The sequence below is a fragment of the Kitasatospora sp. NPDC043949 genome, from assembly GCF_056435365.1.
In genome coordinates this window covers 211,682-237,937 of record NZ_JBWKEQ010000003.1, presented here as the reverse complement: position 1 = coordinate 237,937, position 26,256 = coordinate 211,682, and the positions used below count along the sequence as shown (strand labels likewise).

The window sequence follows — 26,256 nt, the reverse complement described above, 5'->3', positions numbered from 1 at the left end:
GCCGGCACGCTGCCGCACAAAGGTAATCACATGACTACGCGATGCGGTCGAGGACGATCGGGTTCGGGGTGAAGGCCGTGCCGGCCGGGGAGACCGCGATGCCGCCCGCCAGCGCCTCGATGGCGTAGTCGTAGCGCTCGGGGGTGTCGGTGTGCAGGGTCAGCAGGGGCTGGCCGGCCACAACGGTGTCGCCGGGCTTGGCGTGCATCTCGACGCCGGCGCCGGCCTGGACCGGGTCCTCCTTGCGGGCGCGGCCGGCGCCGAGGCGCCAGGCGCAGACGCCGACGGCGTAGGCGTCGAGCTCGGTGAGGACGCCGGAGGCGGGCGCCGGGATGACGTGCTGCTCGCGGGCGACCGGGAGCGGGGCGTCGACGTCGCCGCCCTGGGCGGCGATCATGCGGCGCCAGTGGTCCATCGCGGAGCCGTCGCGCAGCGCGTCGGCCGGGTCCTTGCCGTGCACGCCGGCCGCGGCGAGCATCTCGCGGGCGAGGGCGAGGGTGAGCTCGACGACGTCGGCGGGGCCGCCGCCGGCCAGCACCTCGATCGACTCGCGGACCTCCAGCGCGTTGCCGGCGGTGAGGCCGAGCGGGGTGGACATGTCGGTGAGCAGGGCGACGGTGTTCACGCCGGCGCTGGTGCCCAGACCGACCATGGTGCGGGCGAGTTCGCGGGCGTCGCCGAGGTTCTTCATGAAGGCGCCGGAGCCGACCTTGACGTCCAGGACCAGGGCGCCGGTGCCTTCGGCGATCTTCTTGGACATGATCGAGGAGGCGATCAGCGGGATGGCCTCGACGGTGCCGGTGACGTCGCGCAGCGCGTAGAGCTTCTTGTCGGCGGGCGCGAGACCGTCACCGGCGGCGCAGATGACCGCGCCGGTGGAGCGCAGGACGTCGAGCATCTCCTCGTTGGAGAGCAGGGCGCGCCAGCCGGGGATGGACTCCAGCTTGTCGAGGGTGCCGCCGGTGTGGCCGAGGCCGCGGCCGGAGAGCTGCGGGACGGCGGCGCCGCAGGCGGCGACGAGCGGGGCGAGCGGGAGGGTGATCTTGTCACCGACGCCGCCGGTGGAGTGCTTGTCACTGGTGGGCAGCGGCAGCGAGGAGAAGTCCATCCGGACGCCGGAGCGGATCATGGCGTCGGTCCAGCGGCTGATCTCGTGCGGCTTCATGCCGTTCAGCAGGATCGCCATGGCCAGGGCGGACATCTGCTCGTCGGCGACCTCGCCGCGGGTGTAGGCGTCGATGACCCAGTCGATCTGAGCGTCGCTCAGCTCTCCGCTGTCGCGCTTGGTCCTGATGACGGAGATGGCGTCCATGCGTGCTCCAAGAGGGGTTTCAAAAGCGAAGAGTGTCGCGAGATGACCGGGTTCCGGCCCACTCGCGACACTCTACGCGCGTAACAATTGTCGAAGCTAGAGCCGCTCCGGCCCGAACGCGTCGGGCAGGACCTCACTCATCGGGCAGATCCCCGAGGGCAGCTCGATCAGCAGTTCCGGCCCGCCGTGCTCGTAGAGCAGCTGGCGGCAGCGCCCGCACGGCATCAGCAGTTCGCCCGCGCCGTCGACGCAGGTGAAGGCCGTCAGCCGGCCGCCGCCGGTGGCGTGCAGCGCGGACACCAGCCCGCACTCGGCGCACAGCCCGAGCCCGTACGAGGCGTTCTCGACGTTGCAGCCGGTGACCAGCCGCCCGTCGTCCACCAGCGCGGCCGCGCCGACCGGGAACTTGCTGTACGGGGCGTACGCGTGGGTCATCGCCTCGCGCGCGGCGGCGCGCAGCCGCTCCCAGTCGATCGCGGCCGACACCGCAGGCGCCGTCACTTGCCCTGGCCCTTGCGGTAGATCTGGCCGTCGGCCTTCGGCATCCGCAGCCGCTGGGAGGCCAGCGAGAGCACCACCAGGGTGATCACGTACGGCGTGGCGACGATCAGCGGGCGCTGCACCTCGTCGGTGAGCGCGTACCAGGCGCCGAGACCGCCGGCGACCACGAAGGAGATCGCCGCACCGGTGAACTTGCGCCGGTACAGCTGCCAGAGCGCGAGCAGCGCCATCGCGATGGCGACGGTCAGGATCAGCACGTGCACCGACTCCGGGTCGCGCAGCTGGAGGCTGTCGGTGAAGCCGAACAGGCCGGCGCCCATGGCGAGGCCGCCCGGCATCCAGTTGCCGAAGATCATCGCGGCGAGGCCGATGAAGCCGCGGCCGAGGGTCTGCCCGTCCTTGTAGAAGTGCGCCGCGACCAGCGAGAGGTACGCACCGCCGAGACCGGCGAAGGCGCCGGAGGCGATGACCGCGAGGTACTTGTACTTGTAGACGTTGACGCCCAGCGACTCGGCGGCGGTCGGGTTCTCACCGCAGGAGCGCAGCCGCAGGCCGAACACCGTGCGCCAGAGCACGAAGTAGCTGACCACGATCATCGCGCCGGCCACCAGCACGACCACCGAGATGTTGGTGACCAGGCCGCCGACCACGCCGGCCACGTCCGAGACCAGGAACCAGTGGTGCTTCTCGATGTCGGACAGCCACGAGGACAGCCCGGGGACGGTGATGTACGGCAGCGGATCCGCCGGCGGCGACTGGTTCGCACCCGCGCCGACCGCGATGTAGTCCTTGTAGTAGATCCGGTTGACGTACGCGCAGATGCCGGGGATCAGCAGGTTGATGCCGACGCCGGAGACGATGTGGTCGACGCCGAAGGTGACGGTCACGAGCGCGTGCAGCAGACCGCCGAGCGCGCCGCCGAGCATGCCGGCCAGCAGGCCGACCCACGGGTTGACCAGGTAGCCGGCCCAGGCACCGCAGAAGGTGCCGGCGACCATCATGCCTTCGAGGCCGATGTTGACCACGCCGGCCCGCTCGGACCACAGACCACCCAGACCGGCCATGCCGATCGGCACGGCGGCGCTGAGCGCGGCGGTGATCTGACCGGAGGAGGTCAGCGCGTGGTTGCCGGTGGCCATGCCCACGGCGGAGAACAGGACCAGGGCGCCCGCGATCAGCAGCAGCACCACCGGCCAGGACATCTTGCGCTTCTTGGTGGGCGCGCCCGGCGCCTTCGGACGCGCGGCGGTAGCCGTGCTCATGCGGACACCTCCTTCTTCTCAGTGGCCGCGAGCTGAGCCGCGAGCTGGGCGGCGAGCTGGGCGCCGACCTTCTGCTGCTGGCGCTTCAGGCCGTAGCGGCGCACCAGCTCGTAGGCGACGACGACGCAGATGACGATGGTGCCCTTCATGACGTCGACGATCTCGAAGGGGAAGCCGCCCTGGAGCGGCAGCTGGGAGCCGGTGGTGTCCAGGAACGCGAACAGCAGGGCCGCGAAGGCCATGCCGATCGGGCTGTTGCGGCCCAGCAGGGCGATCGAGATGCCGAGGAAGCCCAGACCGGGCTGGAAGCTCTGGCCGTAGTAGAACGAGTTCTGCACCAGCTCGGGCATGCCGATCAGACCGGCGATCGCGCCGGAGACCGCCATCGAGATGATCACCATGCGCTTGACGTTCACGCCGGACGCGGTCGCGGCCGACTCCGAGCGGCCGGTGGCGCGCAGGTCGAAGCCGAAGCGGGTGCGGGTCAGCGCGAACTGGAACACCACGCCGACCAGGGCGGCGATGAAGATGAAGCCCCAGAGCGGGCCACCCGCCGTCTCCATCGTGAAGAAGTGGCTGGACTGCGAGATCGGGTCGGTCTGGATCGAGTTGCTGGTGGCGCTCGTCTTCGGCGCGAAGATGCCGGGGACGAGCAGCAGGCCGACGACCGCGATCGAGATCGAGTTCAGCATGATGGTCGAGATGACCTCGCTGACCCCGCGGTAGACCTTCAGCAGACCGGCGATGCTCGCGTACAGGCCGCCGACCAGCATGGCGGTGACCAGCAGCAGCGGGATCTGGATGATCGCCGGCAGGTCGACCTTGGCACCGACGAAGGCCGCGAACAGCGCCGCGACCTTGTACTGGCCCTCGACGCCGATGTTGAACAGGTTCATCCGGAACCCGAAGGCGGCGGCAGCGGCGGCCAGGTAGTACGTGGTGGACCGGTTGAGGATCCCCACTTGGCCGTCCGACTTGCCGGCGTACGTGAGCATCACGTTCCACGCGTCGAACGGGTTCTTGCCCGAAGTCGCCAGCAGGACGGAACAGATCACGATGGAGAGCACGACCGCGAGCACCGGCGCCGCCAGTGCGAGCACGATCCGCTCACCGCTGATCCGCTGCGCCAGGCTGCGCTTGGCGGCGGTGTTGGGACTGGTCATGTGGGTTACTCCCCCGCCTGCGGGTCGTCGGCGGTGTCGGTGGGGCCGGCGTCGGACTCGGCCTCGGTGCCCTCCACGAGGATCTCGTGGAACTGCTCGACGGCCTCCGGATCGGACTCGAGGTGGCCGCTGGCGGCACCCGTCATGGCGGTACCGAGGTCCTCGGCGGTGACGGTGGCCGGGTCGGCGTCGGCGACCAGGCGCCCGCGGTAGATGACCCGGATGGTGTCGGACAGGCCGATCAGCTCGTCCAGGTCGGCGGAGATCAGCAGGACGGCCAGACCGGCCCGCTGGGCGACCCGGATGTGCTCCCAGATCTGCGCCTGCGCGCCGACGTCCACACCACGGGTGGGGTGCGCGGCGATCAGCAGCTTGGGCTGGTGGCTCATCTCGCGGCCGATGATCAGCTTCTGCTGGTTGCCGCCGGAGAGGGAGGCCGCGGTGACCTCGATGCCCGGGGTGCGGACGTCGTAGTCCTCGACGATCCGCCAGGTGTCCTTGCGGGCGGCGCCCGGGTCGAGCAGGACGCCCTTGGAGTTGGGCGCCTCGGTGACGTGACCGAGGATCCGGTTCTCCCAGAGCGGGGCCTCCAGCAGCAGGCCGTGCTTGTGGCGGTCCTCGGGGATGTAGCCGATGCCGGCCTCGCGGCGGGCCCGGGTGAGCGAGCCGGAGAGGTCCTTGCCGTCCAGGGTGACGGTGCCGCCGTCCAGCGGCAGCATGCCCATGATGGCCTCGACCAGTTCGGCCTGGCCGTTGCCCTCGACGCCGGCGATGCCGAGGATCTCGCCCTTGTGGATGCGCAACGAGATGTCGTCGAGGACGACGCGCTCGATGCCCTCGGCGTCGGTCTTGGCGATCCGCAGGTCCTTGACGTCGAGCATCTCGGTCGTGGTGACGGTCGACTCGCGGCTCTCCGGGGAGGGCAGCTCGGCGCCGACCATCATCTCGGCCAGCTGACGGGCGGTGACGGCCTTCGGGTCGGCGTCGCCGACCGTGGTACCGCGCCGGATCACGCTGATCGCGTCGGCCACCGCCAGCACCTCGTGCAGCTTGTGCGAGATGAAGATGACGGTGACGCCCTCGGACTTGAGCTCGCGCAGGTTGTCGAACAGCGCGTCGACCTCCTGCGGGACGAGCACGGCCGTCGGCTCGTCGAGGATCAGGATCTTGGCGCCGCGGTAGAGCACCTTGAGGATCTCGACGCGCTGGCGGTCGGCGACGCCGAGGTCCTCGACCAGGGCGTCCGGGCGCACGCCCAGGCCGTACTGGTCGGAGATCTCCTTGATCTTCGCCTTCGCCTTGGCGCCGATGCCGTGGAGCTTCTCGCCGCCGAGGACGACGTTCTCCCACACGGTGAGGTTGTCGGCCAGCATGAAGTGCTGGTGGACCATACCGATGCCGCGGGAGATGGCGTCGCCCGGGGTATTGAACTCGCACGGCTCGCCGTTGATCGCGATGGTGCCCTCGTCCGGCTTCTGCATGCCGTAGAGGATCTTCATCAGCGTCGACTTGCCGGCGCCGTTCTCACCCATCAGGGCGTGCACGGTACCGCTGCGGACGGTGAGGTTGATGTCGTGGTTGGCCACGACACCGGGGAAGCGCTTGGTGATGCCGCGCAGTTCGACGGCCGATGTCGCCGTCCCCGCGCTGGGGGTACCGTCCTCGCGCGGGGGGACGGGGTCGGATGCGGTGATGGCGATCTCCTGGTGGTCTGGAGGCGCGTCGTTGCGCTGGGAGGGCCAAGGGGAAGACGGGGGGACGGGACGGGGCCCGGGGGTACGCGTTGAGCGCACCCTGCCGGGCCCCTCCCGTGATGCTTTGCCGTTCATCGCGCTGCCGGGCAGGCGGCAGTCGCTGGTGCGTCCGGGACGCGCGGGCCTTACTGGGCCGGCGCGGTCGGGACGGTGGTGGCGCCGGAGGTGATCGCCGTGGCGGCGGCCTTCAGCTTGTCCTGGATGTCGTCGAGCTTGCCGCCGGTGGTGGCGAGCGAGACGCCCTCGGCCTTCAGGTCGAAGAGCTTGATGCCGGTGAACGGCTGGCCCTTCTTGATCGACTCGATGTAGGAGAAGACGGCGTTGTCGACGTTCTTCACCATCGAGGTGAGGATGCTGTTCTTGTACTTCGCCAGGGCCGGCTGGGCGGCCTGGTCGGAGTCGACGCCGATGGCGTAGGCGCCCGGCTTGTTGGCGACGGCCTCGATGGCGCCGTTGCCGGAGGAGCCGGCGGCGGCGTAGATGACGTCCGCGCCCTTGTCGAGCTGGCCCTGCGCGGCCTCCTTGCCCTTGTCGGGCGAGTTGAAGCCGGTGAAGTCCGGAGGCGTGGTCAGGTAGGTGGTCTCGACCTGGATGTTCGCGTCGACGGACTTCACACCCGCCTTGTAACCGGCCTCGAACTTCTTGATCAGCTCGGTCTGCACACCGCCGATGAAGCCGACGTGCTTGGACTTCGACTTGTTCGCGGCGGCGACGCCGGCGAGGTACGAACCCTCCTGCTCGGCGAAGACCAGCGAAGTGACGTTGGACGGCTGGTCCTTGTCGTTCGAGTCGATGATCGCGAACTTGACGTTCGGGTTGTCCTTGGCGACCTTGTCGACCGCCTGCTGGTAGACGAAGCCGACCGCGATGATCGTCTTGTAACCGCCGTCGATCAGGTTCTTGAGGCGGGTCTCCTTGTCAGCCTCGGCCTCACCGGTCTTGGCGTCGGCCTCGGTGACCGCGACGCCGAGCTCGGCCTTGGCCTTGTCGAGACCGCGGGCGGCGGAGTCGTTGAACGACTGGTCGCCACGGCCGCCGATGTCGTAGGCCATACCGACCTTGATCGAGCCGTCGCCCGAACCGGAGGAGGTGTTGCTGTCAGTGCTCTTTGCGCCGCAAGCGGCGAGCGAGGCCATGCCCAGGGAACCCGAGAGCACAACCGCAGCGAGCTTCATTGAACGGCGCAAGGGAGTATCTCCTTCTCACACGCACCTGATTAGCGTGGTCGGACGCCACCGTAACGCGCGTAGAACACGGTTGGGTTACGGGGTGCCGGAGCATTCGGGTTGTTATCAAACCGTGGTCTCACGGTCTTCCCGAGGCCCTATTTCCCGTGCGCGACGGTGATCCAAAGCTGGTTTTGCGGCTCAGTCTACGGAACCGTTCGATTAGCTCGGATGGCGGTAAACCGGCCGGTCACCCCGATGGGGTGCCGACCGGTCGTCCGGGGGGTCGCCCGAGGGGGCGTTCACACGGTGCCCGAGGAGATGTCCGGGGACGGCGTGCGCCGCTCAATCCCGCGGCCCAGTCCTGCTGTTCGGTTTCCGCGGCTCGGTCCTGCGGCGGGGTCCTGCCGTTCGGTTTCCGCAGCTCAGTCCCGCGGCTCAGTCCCGCGGCTCGTCCAGGGCGAGCGCCGCGAACAGCTCCACGCCGATCCCGATCGCGCGCTCGTCGGCGTCGAAGCGGCCCTGGTGCAGGTCGCGGACGGTGGTGTCACCGGGGGCGCGGACGCCGAGCCGGGCCAGCGCGCCCGGGGCGTGCTCCAGGTACCAGGAGAAGTCCTCGCCGCCCAGGCTCTGCTCGGTGCTCTCCACCACCTGCGCGCCCTCCCGGCCGAACCGGTCGGTCATCGCCGCGTCCAGCAGGGCGACCGAGACCGCCTCGTTGACCACCGGCGGCACCCCCCGGTGGTAGTCCAGCGTCCACTTCGCCCGGTAGGTCTCGGCCAGCTTGGCGATCAGCTCGTGCAGCAGGTCGGGCGCCTCGCGCCAGCCGTCCAGCTCCAGGCAGCGGACGGTGCCCTCCAGTTCGGCGTGCTGCGGGATGACGTTGGACGCGGAGCCGGAGGCGATCCGGCCCCAGACCAGGCTCACGCCCCAGCGCGGGTCCATCCGACGGGCCAGCGCGCCCGGCAGGTCGGCGGCCATCCGGGCGACCGCGGTCACCAGATCGGTGGTCAGGTGCGGGCGGGCGGTGTGCCCGCCGGGGCCGTCCAGGTGCAGCACCAGGCGGTCGCAGGCCGAGGTGATCGCCCCGGTGCGCAGGGCGATCCGGCCCACCTCCACCTTGGGGTCGCAGTGCACCGCGAAGATCCGGCCGACGCCGTCCATCCCCCCGGCCTTGATCACGTCCAGCGCACCGCCCGGCAAGACCTCCTCGGCCGGCTGGAACACCAGCCGGACGGGGCGGCGCAGTTCGCCGGTGCGGACGGCCTCGGCCAGCACCAGGGCGGTGCCGAGCACCACCGCGGTGTGCACGTCGTGGCCGCAGGCGTGGGCCCGGCCGGGGACGGTCGAGCGGTACGGCACGTCGGTCTTGGCGTCGTCGATCGGCAGCGCGTCGATGTCGGCGCGGAAGGCCAGGAACTCGGTGCCGGGGGCGGTGCCGGCCGGGACGACGTCGACGATCAGGCCGGTGCCGCCGGGCAGCACCCGGGGGCTCAGGCCGGCCGCCACCAGCCGGTCGCGGAGCAGGCCGGTGGTGCGGAACTCCTGGCGGCCGAGCTCCGGGTGCCGGTGCAGGTCACGGCGGAAGGCGATCAGCTCGGACTCCAGCCCCCGGACCCGGGCGCGCAGTTCGGCGGCGGGGCGGGCGGTGGCCAGAGTGGCGCCCGGCTGAGCGGGCTCAGGACGGTTCATCTCAACAAGGGTAGGCCTGTTGGGGGGATTTGGCCCGACTTCTGGAAAACTAGTCCCCGGATGGGCGCATACCGGCCGAACAGGTGGGTATGACATCTCGTTTCAGCCGCCTTCCCCGGTTGCTTGCCCTGTGCAACGATCACCCGGAGCGGCGGTCACGGCCGCCCCAATCTTGACATGACGTCAGAAGCGCTCCACCGGGGCGTACACGCCCCACACCTCCCGCAGGGCGTCGCAGACCTCGCCGACGGTGGCCCGCGCGGCCAGCGCCTCCTTCATCGGGTACAGCACGTTCCCCGTCCCCTCCGCGGTGCGGCGCAGCCCGTCCAGCGCCCGGGCGACGGCCACGCGGTCCCGCCCGGCGCGCAGCCGGGACAGCCGCTCGACCTGCTGCCGCTCGACCGCCGGATCCACCCGCAGCGGCCGGTACGGCTCCTCGGCGTCCAGCCGGAAGCGGTTGACGCCGACCACCGTCCGCTCGCCGGAGTCGGTCTCCTGCTGGAGCCGGTAGGCGGTGCGCTCGATCGCGGCCTTCTGGAAGCCCCGCTCGATCGCGGCCACCGCGCCGCCCAGCTCCTCGACCCGGGCCATCAGCGCCAGCACGGCGGCCTCCACCTCGTCGGTCAGCGACTCGACCGCGTACGAGCCGGCGAACGGGTCGGCGGTGGCGGTCACGTCGGTCTCGTGGGCGAGCACCTGCTGGGTACGCAGGGCGAGCCGGGCGGCCTTCTCGGTGGGCAGCGCGATCGCCTCGTCGAAGCCGTTGGTGTGCAGCGACTGGGTGCCGCCGAACACCGCGGCGAGCGCCTGCACCGAGACCCGGACCAGGTTCAGCTCGGGCTGCTGGGCGGTGAGCTGCACCCCGGCGGTCTGGGTGTGGAAGCGCAGCATCCACGAGCGCGGGTCCTTCGCGCCGAACTCCTCCCGCATCACCCTGGCCCAGATCCGGCGGGCGGCACGGAACTTGGCCACCTCCTCCAGCAGCGTGACCCGGGCCACGAAGAAGAACGAGAGCCGGGGGGCGAAGTCGTCCACCGCCATCCCGGCGGCGATCGCGGTACGGACGTAGGCGATGCCGTTGGCCAGCGTGAAGGCGATCTCCTGCGCCGGATCCGCCCCGGCCTCGGCCATGTGGTAGCCGGAGATGGAGATGGTGTTCCAGCGCGGGATCTCCGCCCGGCAGTACCGGAAGACGTCCGCGACCAGCCGCAGCGAGGGCTGCGGCGGGAAGATGTACGTGCCCCGGGCGATGTACTCCTTCAGCACGTCGTTCTGGACCGTGCCGGTCAGCCGGGCCGGCGCCACCCCCTGGGCCTCGCCGACCAGTTGGTAGAGCAGCAGGAGCAGGGCGGCGGGCGCGTTGATGGTCATGGAGGTGGACACCCCGCCCAGCGGGATGCCGTCGAACAGGACGGCCAGGTCCTCGACGCTGTCAACGGCCACGCCCACCTTGCCCACCTCCCCGGCGGCGAGCGGCGCGTCCGAGTCGTAGCCCATCTGGGTGGGCAGGTCGAAGGCCACCGACAGGCCGGTGCCGCCGCCCGCGATCAGCTGCCGGTAGCGGGCGTTGGACTCGGCGGCGGTGCCGAAGCCCGCGTACTGGCGCATCGTCCACGGCCGCCCGGCGTACATCGTCGGGTAGACGCCCCGGGTGTACGGGTACTCCCCCGGCCGGCCGAGTCTGCTCGCCGGATCCCAGTCGGCCAGCGCCTCCGGGCCGTACAGCGGCTCGATCGGGAAGCCTGACTCGGCGCGGCGCGGCTCGGCTGCCATGAGGTCCCTCCACGGGATCGGCGGGGGCATCGGTCGGTCCTCGCAATGTAGGACAGGACCCGGAGCGGGACCGGTCGGCGCGGGCGCGGACGCGGTTGAGATGATCGGGTGAACGACCGGATGAGCCCCAGGGAGTGGCAATGACCGAGCAGAAGGTGGCCGTGGTCACCGGTGCCAGCAGCGGAATCGGCGCGGCGACCGCCCGCCGGCTGGCGGCCGAGGGCTTCGACGTGGTGCTGACCGCCCGGCGGACCGAGCGGATCGAGGCGCTGGCCAAGGAGATCGGCGACGGGGGCGGTTCGGCCAGGGCGGTCACGCTCGACGTCACCGACCGGGCCGCCGTGGACGCCTTCGCGGCCGAGGTGGGCCGGGTCGACGTGCTGGTGAACAACGCCGGCGGGGCGATCGGCGCCGAGACGGTCGAGCACGGCGACCCGGCCGACTGGCGGGCCATGTACGAGGTGAACGTGCTCGGCGTGCTGCACGTGACGCAGGCGCTGCTGCCGGCCCTGCGGGCCACCGGCGACGGCACCGTGCTGGTGCTCTCCTCGACCGCCGCGCTGGCCGCGTACGAGGGCGGCGGCGGGTACGTCGCGGCCAAGCACGCCGCGCACACCATCGCGGCGACGCTGCGCCTGGAGCTGTGCGGGGAGCCGATCCGGGTGATCGAGATCGCCCCCGGCATGGTGAAGTCCGAGGGCTTCGCGGTCACCCGCTTCCGCGGCGACGAGGAGAAGGCCGCGGCCGTGTACGCCGGCGTGGCCGAGCCGCTGACCTCGGAGGACATCGCCGACACCGTGGCCTGGGCGGTCACCCGCCCCCCGCACGTCAACATCGACCTCCTGGTCGTCCGCCCCCGCGCCCAGGCCGCCAACCACAAGGTCCACCGCGGCTGACGGCGGTCGGATCCACCGGCGACCCGGCCACCCCGTACGCCTCTGGCGAGCCTCGCCAGAGCCACCCTCCTGAGGCGGGGGTGCCGGGTCAACAGATGCCGGATTAACGGATGAATGTGGGGAGGGCGCTGACACAAAGATGTCAACGTCACAACTTGATAGCTCGTCCGGATGAATTCCGCGCGCGCCCTCCCCAACTGATGACCGCTCAACTACCTTTGAGGAGCTGCCCGACCGGCGCCGCGACGCCGCCCGCAGCCCCCATACTTCAGCTGCTTCACCCCACCCCACTTCACCGGCACCTTCCCGCCCTCACGAGGAGGACCCGCTGGCCAGCGACGTCCCACCACAGCGGCTCGATCCAAGCTCCGAGCCGACCCTCCTCGGGCTGCACCGCTTCAACGAAGCCGATGCCGGCGCCGCCGAGGAGGCCCTCCTGGCCTGCTGCGGCAGCCACCGCTGGGCCCTGCGGCTCACCGCGCACCGGCCCTACCCCGACATAGAGTCCCTGCTGGCCGCCGCCAGCGAGGCCTCCTACGACCTCCGCCCGGCCGACCTGGCCGAGGCGCTCGCCGACGAGAGCTGGATGCCGCAACCGCTGCTCGGCATGCGGGCACCGGGCAGCCAGGCCGCGCACACCGCGCTGCGGGCCGCCCACGCCGCGTACGAGGCCAGGTTCGGCCACGTCTTCGTGGTCTGCCTGGAGGGCGTGGCCCCGGAGGAGATGCTCGACACCGTGCTCTCCTCGATCCGCACCCGGCTGGCCAACGACCCCGACGAGGAGCGGCTGATCTCGGCGGACGAGCTCCGCCGGATCTCCCTCACCCGGCTGGAGCACCTGGTCGCCACCCATTCGGAGGCCGGGGCGCGCTGAGCCGCCGACTCCTCCCCCATCCCGCCCACTCCCTCTCCGCCCGCTACTTCTTCTTCGCCTGCGCGGCCCGCAGCTTGGCCACCTGCTGCCGGACGATCACCTCGTCCGGCGCGGTGGCCGGCTCGGCGGCGACCCCGAAGGTGGTGAACACCGCGAGCGCCGGCCCGATCCGGGCCAGCACCGCACGCTGCGAGAGCACCGCGCTCCCCGATTCATTCGTCAGGGTGAATCCGAGCGCGGCGTCCGCTCCCCCGGGGGTGGGCGTGTCCTCACGGTTCAGCCGGTGCCTGGTCCGGATCGGCGCCTTCTTCCCCGGCTTCTCGGCCGGCGGCGCCGGGGCCATCGAGGTGAACGCGGCACACGGGCCGAACAGCTTCTCCAGCTCCGCCTGGAGCACGGCCGCCCGCCCCGTCCGGTAGCCGAGCAGCCCGCCGTACACGCCGCCCCTGGGGTCGGCGGCCCGGGCCACGCTCAGGTCCGTCTCCGCGTACGGGTAGCCCGGGGCCTGGGCGGCTGGCGAGGCAGAGGCGGCCGGGGTGGCCGGGGTCACCGCGTCCAGCAGCGGCTGGCAGGCCGGGACGTCCGCGACCTCCCGCCCCGCGCCCGCCCCGGTGTCGCCGTGGCCGGGCGTCATCACCGTCACCGTGTAGCCCGCCCCGAGGTCGGAGTCGGCCACCGCGGCCGCCCGCAGCTCGGCCGCGGACAGCTCGCGGCCGGGCCCGGCCCGGTCCGCGGAGGAGCCGCCGACCGCGGTGCAGCCCGTGGCGAGCATCAGCAGGGCCGCGAGGGCGGCGGCGGGCGGTCGGACGGGGCGAAGCGGCACGGGGGCCTCGGCAGGGTGTCGGCGGCGGAGCGGGCCGCCACCGTAACGCAGCCGAGCAGTCACCCAGAGCGACCAAAGCGCCGCCGGTTCCCGTCCGGCTAGGCCAGTCGTGCCTGATTGATCACACCTGAGACCCCCGGAGGCGGTTCGCGACGCGGCGTCGATAGGATGCTGGCGGCCGGTGGACCGTACCTGGCCGGGCTGACCGACACCGAAGCCGGCCGAGCCCCCAATCGCTTCCGGAGGGTTTTTCCGTGCCGGCTGGAACGCTGTACCGCGGCCGGGAAGGCATGTGGAGCTGGGTGGCTCATCGAGTCACCGGCGTCCTCATCTTTTTCTTCCTGTTCGCCCATGTCCTGGACACCGCTCTGGTGCGAGTGTCGCCCGAGGCGTACGACACCGTCATTCAGACGTACAAGACTCCTCTCGTGAACCTGATGGAGTACGGCCTGGTGGCCGCCATCCTGTTCCACGCCCTCAACGGCCTGCGGGTCGTCGCCGTGGACTTCTGGTCCAAGGGCCCGAAGTACCAGAAGCAGATGCTCTGGACCGTCGTGGCGGTCTGGGTCGTGCTGATGGCCGGTTCCTTCTACGGGATCCTGCAGCACACGCTGATCTCCTGGTTCGGGAAGTGAGCTGACACATGTCCACGGAATACTCCGACGCGCTGGTCGTCCCCTCCGCGCAGGCGCACACCGGCAAGGGCCTCGGCACCGGCAACCCGGCCGACGCGTTCGTCATCGAGCCGCCGCGCAAGCGGACCCCGAAGACCCCGCGCCGCACCCGCACCAACTTCGAGATGCTGGCCTGGCTCTTCATGCGCCTGTCCGGCATCGTCCTCGTGGTCCTGATCCTCGGCCACCTGCTGATCATGCTGGTGCTCGACGGCGGCGTCTCCAAGATCGGCTTCGCCTTCGTGGCCGGCCGCTGGGCCTCGCCGTTCTGGCAGGTCTGGGACCTCACGATGCTCTGGCTCGCCATGCTCCACGGCGCCAACGGCATGCGGCAGGTCATCAACGACTACGCCGAGAAGGACTCGACCCGGCTCTGGCTGAAGGGGCTCATGGGTACCGCCACGGTCTTCACCGTGCTGCTCGGCACCCTGGTGATCTTCACCTTCGACCCCAACATCTGACGACAAAGCATCTAATCGGCAATCGGCAGAGGCCAGAGGCGAGTTAGAACCCCCATGCAGATTCACCAGTACGACACCGTCATCGTCGGCGCCGGCGGCGCCGGCATGCGCGCGGCCATCGAGTCGACGCAGCGCACCCGCACCGCCGTCCTGACCAAGCTCTACCCCACCCGGTCCCACACCGGCGCGGCCCAGGGCGGCATGTGCGCCGCCCTCGCCAACGTCGAGGAGGACAACTGGGAGTGGCACACCTTCGACACGGTCAAGGGTGGTGACTACCTGGTCGACCAGGACGCCGCCGAGATCATGTGCAAGGAGGCCATCGACGCCGTCCTCGACCTGGAGAAGATGGGCCTGCCCTTCTCCCGCACCGAGCAGGGCCGGATCGACCAGCGCCGCTTCGGCGGGCACTCCCGCAACCACGGTGAGGCCCCCGTCCGCCGCTCCTGCTACGCGGCCGACCGCACCGGTCACATGATCCTCCAGACGCTGTTCCAGAACTGCGTCAAGCACGGCGTCGAGTTCTTCAACGAGTTCTACGTCCTCGACCTGCTGATCAACGAGGGCAAGACGGCCGGCGTCGTCGCCTACGAGCTGGCCACCGGCGAGATCCACGTCTTCCAGGCCAAGTCCGTCGTGTTCGCCTCCGGCGGCACCGGCAAGTTCTTCAAGGTCTCCTCCAACGCCCACACCCTCACCGGTGACGGCCAGGCCCTGGTGTACCGCCGCGGCCTGCCGCTGGAGGACATGGAGTTCTTCCAGTTCCACCCGACGGGCATCTGGCGCATGGGCATCCTGCTCACCGAGGGCGCCCGCGGCGAGGGCGGCATCCTGCGCAACAAGGACGGCGAGCGCTTCATGGAGCGCTACGCCCCCGTCATGAAGGACCTCGCGTCCCGTGACGTCTGCTCCCGCGCGATCTACACCGAGATCCGCGAAGGCCGCGGCTGCGGTCCGGACGGCGACCACGTCTACCTGGACCTGACCCACCTGCCGCCGGAGCAGCTGGACGCCAAGCTCCCGGACATCACCGAGTTCGCCCGCACCTACCTCGGCATCGAGCCCTACACGGACCCGATCCCGATCCAGCCCACCGCGCACTACGCCATGGGCGGCATCCCGACCAACGTCGAGGGTGAGGTGCTGCGCAACAACACCGACGTCGTCCCGGGCCTGTACGCGGCCGGCGAGGTCGCCTGCGTGTCCGTGCACGGCGCCAACCGCCTGGGCACCAACTCGCTGCTGGACATCAACGTGTTCGGCCGTCGCGCGGGCATCGCCGCCGCCGACTACGCCAACGTGCACGAGTTCGTCGAGCTGCCCGAGAACCCGGCCGAGAAGGTCCAGGCCCTGGTCGACGGCCTGCGCGAGGCCGCCGGCACCGAGTCCGTGGCGCAGATCCGCAAGGAGCTGCAGGAGACCATGGACGCCAACGCGATGGTGTACCGCACCGGCGCCACCCTGAAGCAGGCGGTCGAGGACATCGCCGCGCTGAAGGAGCGCTACAAGAACGTCTCGATCCAGGACAAGGGCTTCCGGTACAACACGGACCTCCTGGAGGCCGTCGAGCTGGGCAACCTGCTCGACCTGGCCGAGGTGCTGGCCGTCTCCGCGCTGGCCCGCGAGGAGTCGCGCGGCGGCCACTACCGCGAGGACTTCCCGACCCGTGACGACGTGAAGTTCATGCAGCACACCATGGCGTACCAGGAGGTGGCCGCCGACGGCAGCACCTCCATCCGCCTCGACTACAAGCCGGTCGTCACGACCCGCTACCAGCCGATGGAGCGTAAGTACTGATGAGCACTCCTACCGTGGAGAAGCACTCGGCCGCTCTGGACGCGGTCGAGGCGGGCGGCGTCGAGCTGATCACCGTCACCTTCCGGATCCGCCGGTTCAACCCGGAGGAGCACCCGGACCCGGTGTGGGTCGACTACCAGCTGACGCTGGACCCGAAGGAGCGCGTTCTGGACGCGCTCAACAAGATCAAGTGGGAGCAGGACGGCACCCTCACCTACCGCCGTTCCTGCGCGCACGGCATCTGCGGCTCCGACGCCATGCGGATCAACGGCCGCAACCGGCTGGCGTGCAAGACCCTGATCAAGGACGTCAACCCGGAGAAGCCGATCACGATCGAGGCCATCAAGGGCCTCACGGTCCTCAAGGACCTGGTCGTGGACATGGACCCGTTCTTCCAGGCGTACAAGGACGTCATGCCGTTCCTCATCACCGAGGGGAACGACCCGACCCGCGAGCGCCTGCAGTCCGCCGAGGAGCGCGAGCGCTTCGACGACACCACCAAGTGCATCCTGTGCGCCGCGTGCACGTCGTCCTGCCCGGTGTTCTGGAACGACGGCCAGTACTTCGGCCCGGCCGCGATCGTGAACGCGCACCGCTTCATCTTCGACTCGCGCGACGAGGGCGCCGAGCAGCGCCTGGAGATCCTCAACGACCGTGAGGGCGTGTGGCGCTGCCGCACCACCTTCAACTGCTCCGAGGCCTGCCCGCGCGGCATCGAGGTCACCAAGGCGATCCAGGAAGTGAAGCGGGCGCTGGTCACCCGCCGCTTCTGATCCCCACCTGACACGGCGAAGGCCCCCGTCCGATCGGATGATCGGACGGGGGCCTTCGCCGTGGGCTCAGCGCAGCGCGCCGAGGTCCTTCGGGGCGGACCAGCCGCTGAAGGTCACCAGGTGCCGGTCGGCGGTCACAGCCCACAGGTCCGGCGTGCCGTCCCCGTCACCGTCGCCCGAGCTGCCGAGGGTCGGATAGGCGGCGGTGGTGAAGCCGGTGGCGACCACGTTCGCCTTCGGGTCCGCGAGCGCGGAGAAGTCGAGCAGTCCGTTCGACTTCTTCGAGACCGGGTAGGCATGCAGGTCGCCGGTGGCCCGGTCGCGCGCCCACAGGATGAGGTTGCCGGCTGCGTCCGCGCCGGGGGCGATCAGGTCGTAGCCGCTCCAGTCGCCGGTGGTGGCGATGGGCTGGGCGGCGACGTAGCTGCGGGAGCTGTCGACATAGGCGTAGAGCTTGCCGTGCTCGACCGAGACGAGAACCGGCAGGGACGGCCGGGCGGCACCGAAGCGACCGCCGACCGGGACGAGCTGGTCGGCGCCCGACCAGTCCGCGGCGTAGTCGCCGGGGCAGGTGATCGACTCCCCGGCCGAGTCGATGCACTGGGACGGCTTCCCCGCCAGGGTGGGGTTCTGGCCGCTGAAGTCGCCCTGGTGCCCGTTGGCGTAGACGTACAGGAACTGCGGGTTGCCCTTGGGACGCACCAGCAGGTCATCACCGGGGCCGTGGGTGTTGGCCCAGCCCCGGTGCAGCACCAGGTCGTCCTGCCAGCCGGCCCGCAGCGGAGCGAGCGCGCCCGGGATGGTGGAGCTCGGAGTGGCGTCCGTCGCACCGGCGCTGATGATCTGCAGGTTGCCCTGGGCGTCCGGGAGCAGGATGTCGGGCACACCGTCGCCGTTGACGTCACCCGGGGCGGCCGGCTTGGGGCGCGAGTCCCAAGGAGCGTAGAAGGTGTAGGTGGTCGGCTGGCCGACGTTTCCGGCGTTGTCCATCGCCTGGACGGTGAGGACGTTGGTGCCCCAGTCCTTGGGCTTGAGGGTGAGCGCGGCACTGCCGTCGGCGCCCGCCTTCACGGTGTGCGCGGAGGCGCAGTCCCAGCCGACGCCCAGGGTGCCGTTCAGCACGTACTGGTAGCAGGCCACCCCGGAGGCCGCGCCGCCGGCCGGCGCGGCGTCGGTGCCCTTGAGGGTGAAGATGCCGTTCTCGCCCGCGTACTTGCCGGGCGCGGTGCCCGAGCCGCTCTCCGGGAAGTCGGTGGAGGAGACGGACAGGCCCGGACGGGTGAGGTCGACCCGGAAGTGGCAGGTCGCGGTCGGCTCTCCGGTACCCGAGGAGTCCGCGGACCAGGCCTTCCACGAGTAGCTGTGGCCGTCCGCCAGGCCGCTGGTGGGGAGCTTGGCCGTGCCGGCGCTGGTGTCGGTGGTGGTGTCGACGATCTGGTCGTGGCCCGGGGTCGAGTCGTCCCAAACCGCGAAGCGCACCTGTGCGGAGGTGGCGGTGACGGTCAGCGCAGGGTTCGCGACCCCCAGCCAGCCGGGGGCGGTGGTGTCGTCACAGGCGTCGGTGTGCAGGCCCGTGGCGGCGAAGCCCGGTGCGGGCAGTGCCTTCGGGTCAGTGACTGCCGTTCCCGGTACCGCAGCCGCCCCCGGTGCAACCAGCAGACCGGCCGCGAGCGCCGCTGCGGTGACCCCGCCGAGTCTGCGGGCATGCCGAAGTGTCATGGAAGTACCCCACCCCTTTGATCGAGAGATCTCGTTACGTGTACGAGCGGTGAGGATCTTTCCAGTGGGGACCGACAGCGGCAACGGAGATTCAGTCGGTGGCCGGGGTGCGGCGGGTGGCGCGGAGGCCGCGCAGGCCGATGGCGCCGACGGCGATGCCGAGGAGGAAGGAGGTGACGGCGAGGAGGAGGTGGATCCAGAAGAAGGCGGTGGGCTGGGAGTGGTCGCCGTTGGTGAAGGCCTGGCCGCCGGAGTCCTTCCAGAGGTTCTTGACGAAGGTGGTCCAGATGATGATCGACCAGACGCCGAAGGCGGTCAGGAACCAGGAGGTGCGGCGGCTGAGCTTCATGGGGGTCCTCGTCGGGGGTGTGGGGGCGGGGTGCGTCCCCCAGTATGCGCGGACCGCCGATCGGCGTAGGGCGGGCCCCTCGTACGGAGGACCGGCCCGGTGTGGCGCACAGCGGATGCCCCGGAGTGGGTACGGTCTGCGCGTGTCCACACGTCGTCAGAAATTCGCGCATCTGTTCGTCACGACCGCCGCGGTCCTCCCGGCCCTGCTCGCCGCCCCGGGGGCGGTCGCTGCCCCGCAGGAGCCGCCCCCGGCCGCTTCCGCGGTCGGCGGCGAGCGGCTCGGGCGCTCCGGGGTCCAGGTCTCGCCGCTGGCCGGAGCCCCGGCCCTGCCGAGGGACCTCACCGGCCAGTCCTGGATAGTCTCCGACGCCACGTCGGGCGACGTGCTGGCGGCCAGCAACCCGCATCTGCGGCTCGCCCCGGCCAGCACCCTGAAGATCCTCTTCGCCGACACCGTGCTGCCCAAGTTCGACCGCAACACGGTGCACAAGGTCGCCGACGAGGAGATCCTCGGGATCGGTGAGGGCAGCAGCCTGGTCGGCATCAAGGAGAACCTGGACTACCGGGTCGAGGACCTGTGGCGCGGGGTGTTCCTGAGCTCGGGCAACGACGCCGTGCACGTCCTGGCGCACATGAACGGCGGCGTGGAGCAGACCGTCACCGAGATGCAGTCCCGCGCCGACGCCCTCCAGGCCCGGGACACCCGGGTGATCTCCCCGGACGGCTACGACATGGACGGGCAGCTCTCCTCGGCCTACGACCTGTCGCTGTTCGCCCGGGCCGGCCTGCGCAACCCCGACTTCCGGATGTACTGCGCCACCCGGCAGGCGATGTTCCCGGGCGCGGTGGACAAGAACACCGGCCAGCGCGGCAGTTTCGGGATCGCCAACACGGACCGCCTGCTGGGCAAGTACCCCGGCCTGATCGGGGTGAAGAACGGTTTCACCACCAACGCCGGCTCGACCTTCGTCGGCGCCGCCGAACGCAACGGCCGCACCCTGCTGGTGACCGTGATGCACCCGGACAGCTACCAGAAGGTCTACGACGAGACCGCGGCCCTGCTGGACTGGGGCTTCGCGGCGGCCGGCAAGGTGCAGCCGGTCGGCAAGCTGGTCGACGAGCTCCCGCCGGACGGCGAGCCCTCCGGCCAGGCCGGCGGCACCGCCGGCGCGCCCCCGCCGCACTCCACCCCCGCCACCCGGCCCGGCACCGCCCCCACTGCCGCCCCGGCCGCCGCCGAGGACGACGGGCTCGGCCTCGGCGGCTGGCTGGCCGTCGTGCTGGTGACGGCCGCGGCCGGCTACGGGGTGCTGGTCCTGCGGCGCGGCCGCCGCGGGGCCTCCGGCTGGTGACGGCCGGACGGACGGCCCGGCCTCAGGGTTCCTCCCGGGGCCGGGCCGCCGTCGTGTCCGCGGCCGCCTCCGCCTCGTCGGCCGCCGCCAGCAGCGCCCGGGCGTGCTCCCGGGTGCGCTCCCGGGCGGCCACCGGATCGGCCATCGCCGTCCAGGCCACGCAGTACATCAGCAGCCGTGAGACGAAGTTGATCCACAGCAGCAGCGCCACCGGCACGCCGAAGGCCCCGTACAGGCTCTTCCCGGCGACGGAGCCGAGGTAGGAGGCGAGCAGGACCTTCAGCAGCTCGAAGCCGACCGCGCCGATCAGCGCGCCCTGCAGCACGTCGCGCCGGCGCTGGCCGCCGATCCCGGGGAACGGCGCCAGCAGGTAGGCGAAGAGCAGCGTGTCGCACGCTATGGCGACGAGCACGCCGACCCCGGTCAGCAGGTAGCCGCTGGGCAGGCCGGTCCAGTCGGCGATCCGCCCGGCCAGCGTCGTCCCGGCGGTGGAGACGCCCACCGAGATCAGCGACACCACGCCGAGGCCGCCCAGCACCGCGCAGTCCCAGCCCTTGCGCAGCACCACGTTGGTGTCGTCGTCGGGCAGCTGCCAGACGTCCCGGATCGAGGTGCGCATGGTGTCCACCCAGCCGAGGCCGGAGACCAGCAGCAGCGCCCCGCTGACCAGTCCGACGGCGCCCGCGTTGGCCACCAGGGACGGCAGGTTGAGCGCCTCCGAGATGCCCGGCAGCTGGTCGGAGATGTGCTTCTGCAGGTCCGCGACCTGGCTGCTGCTGAGCGTCGAGACGGCGATCGCCAGGCCCACCGTGAGCAGCGGGAACAGGGCGAGGAAGCCGAAGAAGGTGACCGCACCGGCCAGCCGGTTGCCCCGGGCCGCGGAGAAGTGCTCGTACACCCGGTACGGGCGGCTGCGCAGCACCCACGTGACGAGCGGGCCGATGACCGGGAGGCGGGTCAGGAAGTCCACCCGACCGGTTATACCGGCCCGTCCTCCGAATGGCCGTCAGGCTCGGCGCAGATTCTAGCGTTTCACCAGGCGGCGGGCCCGGGCGAGGGCGCGGACGGCCTGGTAGGCGCCGTAGCGGCCGTGGCTGAGCAGTTCGGTGCGCACGCCGTCCACGCCGGGCGGCGGGCGGTAGCCGGCCGGCCGGAGCCGGGCGCAGTGGGCGGCGGCGCGGCGGAAGTACTCGCGGCGGTCGCCGGGCGGGATCCGGCCGGGCTTGGAGACGACGGTGTTCAGGTGGTGCAGCATCCGGCCGTAGACGACCGGGCGCCAGTGGTCGAGGTCGGGGCGGTGGTCCAGGAAGGCGAAGACCAGGTCGTACTGGGCGAAGACGTCGAAGTGCTTGCGGCTGGCAGTGGCCAGGATGTTGCCGCCCTCCTGGCGCTGGCGGTAGTGCACGCCGACCTCGTCGAGCAGGGTGATCCGGGCCGCGGCGAGCAGCACCGGGTACGTCCAGGGGGTGTCCTCGTAGTAGCCGGCCGGGAAGACCAGCTGCTGGGCGGTGACGAAGTCGCGGCGGTAGGCCTTGTTCCAGACCACCTGGAGCAGGTCGAGCAGGTCGGGACGGGCGGCGAGGTCGAAGACGTCCGGGGAGGCGGCGCCGAACACGTGGGCGGAGGCGGCCCGGGTGATCCGGCCGTCGGCGTAGGTGCGGGCGTAGTCGTAGACCAGGACGTCCGGGTCGCCGGTGGCGGCGAGCCGGTCGTCGACGCTCTTGAGCAGTTGGGGGGTGAGCGTGTCGTCGCTGTCGAGGAAGATCACGTAGTCCCCGGTGGCGACCTCCAGGCCGGCGTTGCGGGCCCGGCCGAGGCCGACGTTCTCGGGCAGGTGCAGCACCCGGATCCGCGGGTCGGCGGCGGCGGCCTCGTCGAGCATCGGGCCGCAGCCGTCCGGGGAGCGGTCGTCCACCGCGATCAGTTCGAGGTCGGGGCCGCCCTGGCCGAGCACCGAGTCGAGACACTCGGCGAGGTAGTCCTCAACCTGGTACACGGGGACGATCACGCTGAAGCGGGGCACGGGCCCAGCGTAGTGGCCCCGAAGGGCCCCATGGCCCGGAGGTAGGATCGGTGCGCACGTACGCACCGATCCAAAGTGCGGTCAGGCCCTCACCGGGCTGCCACGCTCCTTCCCGAGAAAGGCCTGCGTAGCCGATGGCTCCCCGCCTCTCCATCGTCGTTCCGATCTACAACGTCGAGCGTTACCTGGTCGAATGCCTCGACTCGATCGCCGCCCAGACCTTCACGGACTTCGAGTGCGTCATGGTCGACGACGGTTCGAAGGACGACAGCGCGGCCCTCGCCGAGGCGTACGCGGCCAAGGACTCGCGGTTCCGGCTGGTCCGCCAGGTGAACAAGGGCCTCGGCGCGGCCCGCAACACCGGCATCCGGCACATCGACCCGGACGCCGAGTTCCTGTGCTTCGTCGACAGTGACGACTCGATGCCGCCGAGCGCGTACGAGCTGATGATCAACACCCTGGACGAGACCGGCTCGGACTTCGCCACCGGCAACGTGCTGCGGTTCCGCGCGGTGGGCTACTACCAGTCCGGCGGGCACTCGAAGCCGTTCAGGGAGACCAAGCTCAAGACGCACATCACCGAGATCCCGGCGCTGGTCACCGACCGCACCGCGTGGAACAAGGTGTACCGCCGCTCCTTCTTCGACGCGGCCGGCATCCTCTACCCCGAGGGCATCCTGTACGAGGACGCGCCGGTCAGCGTGCCGCACCACTACCTCGCCAAGAGCGTGGACGTGCTCTGCGAGCCGATCTACCACTGGCGCGAGCGCGAGGTCGGCGAGATGTCGATCACCCAGATGCGCACCAACCCCAAGGGCCTGATCGACCGCGTCACCTCGGTCGAGCTGGTCCGCGGCTGGCTGCGCAAGCAGACCGATCCGCGCTTCGCCCAGTACCTGCGCTCCTACGACGAGAACACCCTCGTCGAGGAGATCCCGATGTTCTTCTGGTCCGTCGTGGACGGCGACAAGGAGTACCGGGACGCCTACGTCAAGAACGTCAGCCGGCTGCTGCGGGCGATCGGCCCCGAGCAGGTCCGCAAGCTGCGGGCGCCGCTGCGGCTCAAGTACCACCTGACCCTCCAGGGCCGGATCGACGAGTTCGTCGAGCAGATCAAGTACGAGGGCGAGAGCAACGGCGGCGTCCAGGCCCGCGGTCTGCTGCGCCCGTACGCCGACTACCCGTTCCTGCGCGGCGGGCGCAAGAGCGTGCCGTCCGGCGTGCTCAAGCTGGACAACTCACTGGTCATGCGCAGCCGGCTGTACGAGACGGCCTGGGTCGGCGGGCGGCTGCAGCTGACCGGGCACGCGTACCCGGAGCAGCTGGGCGCGGCCGGCAAGCACGACATGGTCCGCACCCTGGTGCTGCGCGAGGCCAAGGGCCGCCGGGTGATCGCGGTGCCGATGAAGACCCAGTACAGCCCCGAGGCCACCGCCAGCTGCCACCACGACCTGTACAGCTGCGACTGGGCCGGCTTCACCGTCGGCGTCGACCCGAAGAAGCTCAAGCACCGCGGCCAGTGGAAGGACGGCAACTGGCGCGTCCTGGTGGCCGGCGCGGGCAAGGGCGGCGTCTACAAGGGCCGGGTCTGGGCCGGCTGGAGCGACACCGCGCACTACATCCCGGCGCACTGGGTCGAGCCGGACGTGCGGATCGTGCCGTGGGTCCGGGACGGCTCCGTCTACCTGCGGGTGGAGACGGTCAAGGCCCGGGTGACCGGCCTGGCTTCGCACGGCGGCCGGGTCGAGGTGTCGGGCGCGGCCCGCTCCGGCTCCAGCTTCGCCGGGGCCCGGCTGCGGCTCACCCACGTCGAGTCCGACCGCGAGCTGGCCTTCCCGCTGGAGCTGGGCGCGCCGGTCGGCAGCCTGCAGCCGTTCAGCGTGTCCTTCCCGGCGGCCGAGCTGACCGCCGTCCGCGAGGCCTGGGCCGAGCTGGACCCGGTGGCCGCCGAGCGAGGCCGTGACCGCTGGGACACCGCGCTGCTGCTGGCCGACGGCAGCACCGTCCCGGTGACCTGGGACGACCGCAACGCCCCGGCGCAGCTGCACCTGCCGCTCAACCCGGACGCCCCGGCCGACCAGCGCCGGGCGCTCTACTCCAAGCCCTCCCCCAGCGGGTACCTGCAGTTCTCCGACCAGCTGCTCCAGCCGGTGGTGGACGAGGTCTCCACCCGCGGCGCGGACGGCTTCCTGCTCAGCGGTTCGTTCCCGCTGTCCGGCGCGCACCGCTGGGAGCTGGTGGTCCGCCACGACTGGCGCGAGGAGGAGCACGTCTACCCGGTGGAGATCGCGGACGGACGGTTCCGGACCGCGCTGCCCGCCGTGCCGACGGCTTCCTTCGCCGGCCGGGTGCCGCTCGCCCAGGGCACCTGGAACGTCTTCTTCCGCCCGGTCGGTGCCCCGGCCGAGGAGCTTCCGAGCTCGTACGCGCTGATCTCGCCGGACTGCTTCGGCGCGATGCCGCTGGAGGTGGAGTCCCGGGGCAAGCGCATCGTGCTGGAGCGCCGCCACCACGACGGCCTCTCCCTGGAGTCGCACTCGGCGCTGCTGCCGGAGGAGCGCAGCGGCTACCGGCTGCGCCAGCTGCGGTTCGTCGACTACCCGAACGCCCGCCGGCACCCGGTGCGCGACACCGTGCTGTACAACGTCGGCCTCGGCGGCCTGTACGCCGACTCGCCGCGGGCGGTCCACGAGGAGCTGGTCCGCCGCGGCCTGCCGCTGGAGCACCTGTGGGGCAGTGACGACCTCCAGGCCGATCTGCCGCAGTCGGCGAGCGCGATCCGGCTGTGGAGCCCGGAGTGGTTCGAGGCGCTGGCGACCGCCAAGTACATCGTCACCAGCACCCACCTGCCCGACTTCTTCGTCCGCCGCCCCGGACAGGTGGTCCTGCAGACCTGGCACGGCAGCCCGCTGAAGCAGATCGGCCTCGATTTCGAGAAGGTCTGGTTCACGGATGCGAACTACCTGAAGGGCCTCGCCCGGGAGGTGCCGAGCTGGAGTCTGCTGGCGGCCGGCAACAGCTGGTCGGCCCCGATCCTGCGACGCGCGTTCGATTACAAGGGCGAGATTCTCGAAAGCGGTTCGCCCAAGAATGACCTGCTCTTCGCGGCCGACCGGGAGAAGACCGCCGAACAGGTGCGCGAAAGGCTCGGCCTGCCCGAGGGCAAGAAGGTCGTGCTCTACGCGCCGACCTGGCGCGAGGACCGGCGCCGGCCGAACGGCGGGTACCAGCTGGACCTGCGGCTCGACCTGGCGGCGGCCAAGGCCGCGCTCGGCGACGACCAGGTACTGCTGGTGCGCCGGCACAGCATGATGTGCGGTCAGATCCCGGGCGCCGGCAACGGCTACATCTGGGACGTCGGCAGCTACCCCGACATGGCGGAGCTGCTGCTGATCGCCGACGTGCTGATCACCGACTACTCCGCCAGCGTGTTCGACTTCGCCGCGACCGGCAAGCCGATCCTGTTCTTCACCTACGACCTGGAGCACTACCGCGACAACCTGCGCGGCTTCAGCCTGAACTTCGAGGCTGAGGCGCCCGGCCCGCTGCTGGCCACCTCCGAGGAACTGGTCGACGCGCTCGGCCGGGTCGGCGAGGTCGCGGCCGAGTACGCCGACAAGGCCGCCGCGTTCCGCACGGCGTACTGCGACCTGGACGACGGCAAGGCCTCCGCCCGGGTGGTCGACGCGATGCTCCGCGCGGAGTAGCACCGAGCAGTACGGGGTAGCCCGGAGCAACCCCGAGAGCCCCGCAGAGGGGGGGGGGGGGGGGGGGGGGGGGGGGGGGGGGGGGGTGGGTTGGGGGGGGGGGGGGGGGGGGGGGGGGGGGGGGGAGGGGGGGGGGGGGGGGGCGGGGGGGGGGGGGGGGGGGGGGGGGGGGGGGGGGGGGCG

At 71.1% G+C, this 26,256-nt stretch carries 21 protein-coding genes; 8 read left to right on the top strand and 13 right to left on the bottom strand.

What is annotated here, in order from left to right:
* Positions 1-34: 34 nt before the first annotated feature.
* From AC07AL_RS04715 to AC07AL_RS04680, 8 genes are all read right to left on the bottom strand, one after another.
* Positions 35-1,312, bottom strand: coding sequence for a thymidine phosphorylase (locus AC07AL_RS04715; protein ID WP_363580233.1), 1,278 nt, complete (start codon positions 1,310-1,312; stop codon positions 35-37).
* A 96-nt stretch (positions 1,313-1,408) separates the two neighbouring features.
* Positions 1,409-1,813 carry a cytidine deaminase gene (locus AC07AL_RS04710; RefSeq protein WP_478316825.1) on the bottom strand — a complete coding sequence of 135 codons (405 nt, stop codon included), beginning with the start codon at positions 1,811-1,813 and terminating at the stop codon, positions 1,409-1,411.
* Positions 1,810-3,075: an ABC transporter permease gene (locus tag AC07AL_RS04705; protein ID WP_350877261.1), complete on the bottom strand. Its 1,266-nt coding sequence runs from the start codon at positions 3,073-3,075 to the stop codon at positions 1,810-1,812. Before AC07AL_RS04705 ends, AC07AL_RS04710 begins: the two co-directional genes overlap by 4 nt.
* A complete protein-coding gene (locus tag AC07AL_RS04700; RefSeq protein ID WP_363580228.1) occupies positions 3,072-4,238 on the bottom strand; it encodes an ABC transporter permease in 1,167 nt (388 codons plus the stop codon). Before AC07AL_RS04700 ends, AC07AL_RS04705 begins: the two co-directional genes overlap by 4 nt.
* 5 nt (positions 4,239-4,243) lie before the next feature.
* The gene (locus AC07AL_RS04695; protein ID WP_478316823.1) at positions 4,244-6,067 is read right to left on the bottom strand and encodes an ABC transporter ATP-binding protein; all 1,824 of its coding nucleotides are present in this window, start codon (positions 6,065-6,067) and stop codon (positions 4,244-4,246) included.
* 50 nt (positions 6,068-6,117) lie between these two features.
* Entirely contained in the window at positions 6,118-7,179 is a 1,062-nt protein-coding gene (locus AC07AL_RS04690) for a BMP family lipoprotein (protein WP_363580226.1), read from the bottom strand.
* Between the two features lie 417 nt (positions 7,180-7,596).
* Positions 7,597-8,850: an amidohydrolase gene (locus tag AC07AL_RS04685; RefSeq protein ID WP_478316821.1), complete on the bottom strand. Its 1,254-nt coding sequence runs from the start codon at positions 8,848-8,850 to the stop codon at positions 7,597-7,599.
* Between the two features lie 183 nt (positions 8,851-9,033).
* Positions 9,034-10,623, bottom strand: coding sequence for an acyl-CoA mutase large subunit family protein (locus tag AC07AL_RS04680; RefSeq protein ID WP_400811301.1), 1,590 nt, complete (start codon positions 10,621-10,623; stop codon positions 9,034-9,036).
* A 140-nt stretch (positions 10,624-10,763) separates the two neighbouring features.
* On the opposite strand from AC07AL_RS04680, the gene AC07AL_RS04675 reads away from it, so the two are divergent.
* Together AC07AL_RS04675 and AC07AL_RS04670 are read left to right on the top strand one after the other, a co-directional pair.
* Complete coding sequence (locus AC07AL_RS04675; RefSeq protein WP_363580220.1) at positions 10,764-11,519, top strand: SDR family oxidoreductase; 756 nt, start codon at positions 10,764-10,766, stop codon at positions 11,517-11,519.
* A 175-nt stretch (positions 11,520-11,694) separates the two neighbouring features.
* The gene (locus tag AC07AL_RS04670; protein ID WP_400330519.1) at positions 11,695-12,393 is read left to right on the top strand and encodes a 2-oxo-4-hydroxy-4-carboxy-5-ureidoimidazoline decarboxylase; all 699 of its coding nucleotides are present in this window, start codon (positions 11,695-11,697) and stop codon (positions 12,391-12,393) included.
* A gap of 43 nt (positions 12,394-12,436) precedes the next feature.
* On the opposite strand, the gene AC07AL_RS04665 is transcribed toward AC07AL_RS04670, so the two are convergent.
* Entirely contained in the window at positions 12,437-13,216 is a 780-nt protein-coding gene (locus AC07AL_RS04665) for a hypothetical protein (RefSeq protein ID WP_478316818.1), read from the bottom strand.
* A 254-nt stretch (positions 13,217-13,470) separates the two neighbouring features.
* Here AC07AL_RS04665 and sdhC point away from each other — a divergent pair, with 254 nt between their 5' ends.
* The 4 genes from sdhC to AC07AL_RS04645 are packed head-to-tail and all read left to right on the top strand — an operon-like array spanning position 13,471 to position 16,921.
* Positions 13,471-13,851 carry a succinate dehydrogenase, cytochrome b556 subunit gene (sdhC, locus tag AC07AL_RS04660; protein ID WP_063349043.1) on the top strand — a complete coding sequence of 127 codons (381 nt, stop codon included), beginning with the start codon at positions 13,471-13,473 and terminating at the stop codon, positions 13,849-13,851.
* 8 nt (positions 13,852-13,859) lie between these two features.
* Positions 13,860-14,351, top strand: a complete 492-nt coding sequence (locus AC07AL_RS04655; protein WP_350877244.1) for a succinate dehydrogenase hydrophobic membrane anchor subunit — start codon at positions 13,860-13,862, stop codon at positions 14,349-14,351.
* Positions 14,352-14,405: 54 nt separating this feature from the next.
* Entirely contained in the window at positions 14,406-16,148 is a 1,743-nt protein-coding gene (sdhA, locus tag AC07AL_RS04650) for a succinate dehydrogenase flavoprotein subunit (protein WP_063349041.1), read from the top strand.
* The gene (locus AC07AL_RS04645) at positions 16,148-16,921 is read left to right on the top strand and encodes a succinate dehydrogenase iron-sulfur subunit (RefSeq protein WP_350877240.1); all 774 of its coding nucleotides are present in this window, start codon (positions 16,148-16,150) and stop codon (positions 16,919-16,921) included. The genes sdhA and AC07AL_RS04645 overlap by 1 nt, the downstream gene beginning before the upstream one ends.
* A gap of 66 nt (positions 16,922-16,987) precedes the next feature.
* Here AC07AL_RS04645 and AC07AL_RS04640 read toward each other — a convergent pair whose 3' ends face one another.
* Together AC07AL_RS04640 and AC07AL_RS04635 are read right to left on the bottom strand one after the other, a co-directional pair.
* Positions 16,988-18,640, bottom strand: a complete 1,653-nt coding sequence (locus AC07AL_RS04640; protein WP_363580216.1) for a hypothetical protein — start codon at positions 18,638-18,640, stop codon at positions 16,988-16,990.
* A 91-nt stretch (positions 18,641-18,731) separates the two neighbouring features.
* Entirely contained in the window at positions 18,732-18,989 is a 258-nt protein-coding gene (locus AC07AL_RS04635) for an SCO4848 family membrane protein (RefSeq protein WP_063349038.1), read from the bottom strand.
* Positions 18,990-19,131: 142 nt separating this feature from the next.
* On the opposite strand from AC07AL_RS04635, the gene AC07AL_RS04630 reads away from it, so the two are divergent.
* Positions 19,132-20,343, top strand: a complete 1,212-nt coding sequence (locus tag AC07AL_RS04630) for a D-alanyl-D-alanine carboxypeptidase family protein (protein ID WP_363580214.1) — start codon at positions 19,132-19,134, stop codon at positions 20,341-20,343.
* 22 nt (positions 20,344-20,365) lie between these two features.
* Here the strand turns inward: AC07AL_RS04630 and AC07AL_RS04625 are convergent, their stop codons facing one another.
* Complete coding sequence (locus AC07AL_RS04625; protein ID WP_363580212.1) at positions 20,366-21,313, bottom strand: YihY/virulence factor BrkB family protein; 948 nt, start codon at positions 21,311-21,313, stop codon at positions 20,366-20,368.
* 54 nt (positions 21,314-21,367) lie between these two features.
* Entirely contained in the window at positions 21,368-22,366 is a 999-nt protein-coding gene (locus AC07AL_RS04620; RefSeq protein WP_363580210.1) for a glycosyltransferase family 2 protein, read from the bottom strand.
* Positions 22,367-22,500: 134 nt separating this feature from the next.
* On the opposite strand from AC07AL_RS04620, the gene AC07AL_RS04615 reads away from it, so the two are divergent.
* Positions 22,501-26,073, top strand: a complete 3,573-nt coding sequence (locus tag AC07AL_RS04615) for a bifunctional glycosyltransferase/CDP-glycerol:glycerophosphate glycerophosphotransferase (protein ID WP_363580208.1) — start codon at positions 22,501-22,503, stop codon at positions 26,071-26,073.
* Positions 26,074-26,256: the final 183 nt, after the last annotated feature.